Origin of the sequence: Achromobacter sp. RW408 (genome assembly GCF_003184165.1) — a bacterium.
GTDB lineage: Bacteria > Pseudomonadota > Gammaproteobacteria > Burkholderiales > Burkholderiaceae_B > Achromobacter > Achromobacter xylosoxidans.
Map to the genome: position 1 here is coordinate 801,578 of NZ_QHHO01000022.1, position 926 is coordinate 802,503.

1 protein-coding gene and 1 tRNA gene are annotated in these 926 nt (G+C 61.0%); one reads left to right on the forward strand and one right to left on the reverse strand.

Annotation, left to right across the window (positions count from 1 at the left end; translation table 11 throughout):
- The first annotated feature begins 311 nt into the window (after positions 1–311).
- Complete coding sequence (locus DK459_RS05990) at positions 312–524, forward strand: DUF3079 domain-containing protein (RefSeq protein ID WP_006387697.1); 213 nt, start codon at positions 312–314, stop codon at positions 522–524.
- Between the two features lie 165 nt (positions 525–689).
- Here DK459_RS05990 and DK459_RS05995 read toward each other — a convergent pair.
- Positions 690–766: transfer RNA gene (locus tag DK459_RS05995), tRNA-Arg, on the reverse strand.
- Between the last annotated feature and the right edge of the window lie 160 nt (positions 767–926).

The following is a 926-nucleotide window of genomic DNA, read 5'->3' on the forward strand; positions in this document are numbered from 1 at the left end:
GCTAAAGAGGCGTGTTTATAACATGAAGCGGCTGAGCTCGGCAAATCGACCCACCCGTGCCGGGTTCTGTGGCAACACGGGAGCGACATTCGGGAGCGGCGTCCCTCGGACCCGGGGACCGATGCGCCGGACAGCATGGCCCAGTCCGGCACGCTCCCACGCGCCTTGCGCCAGATCAATTCCCGCACGGACCAACGGCGCTACGCTGAAGCCATCAATGCGCGGCAGCAAATCCGCGGCCCCCCGGAAGAAAAACCGGGCGAGCCCGAACTTGTCGCGCGCCCTCCGGCAGCCTGGATGGAGGCATCAGCATGGCCAAGAAATTTCCGTTGCATCCCAAGCACCCCGAACGCATCTGCTGGGGCTGTGACCGCTATTGCCCGACCGACGCGCTGGCCTGTGGCAACGGTTCCGATCGCACCATGCATCCGGCGGAACTGCTCGGCGACGACTGGTACACGGTTGGCAACTGGGACCTGGAAGACAGCGAGGAAAAAACCGTCGCGGCCACCACCGCGGGCTGAACCCGCCGCGAGGTGTTTCAAGGCCTTCCCCCGCCCTGCGGCTTCACTTCGCGCCGCCTCGTTTCCCCTCGCACACCCACGCCTCACCTCACCACGCAAGCAAGGCGTCGCCGGAAAAACAAAAAGGCCTTCGATTAAAAAATCAAAGGCCTTTCGTTTTTACTTTGGCGCGCCCGGCAGGATTCGAACCTACGACCCCCTGGTTCGTAGCCAGGTACTCTATCCAGCTGAGCTACGGGCGCTCCGGCAAAGAGGCAAAATTATATCAGAATAATTTCACGCTCGCACTGCAGGTTTTTTTGCACTGCTTTTTACTGCTGTCCTGCATTTTCAATGGCGCGCCCGGCAGGATTCGAACCTACGACCCCCTGGTTCGTAGCCAGGTACTCTATCCAGCTGAGC

Excerpts from the sequence above, each read along its gene's own strand:
- DK459_RS05990 (WP_006387697.1), top strand. The coding sequence starts at position 312 with ATGGCCAAGAAATTTCCGTTGCATCCCAAGCACCCCGAACGCATCTGC.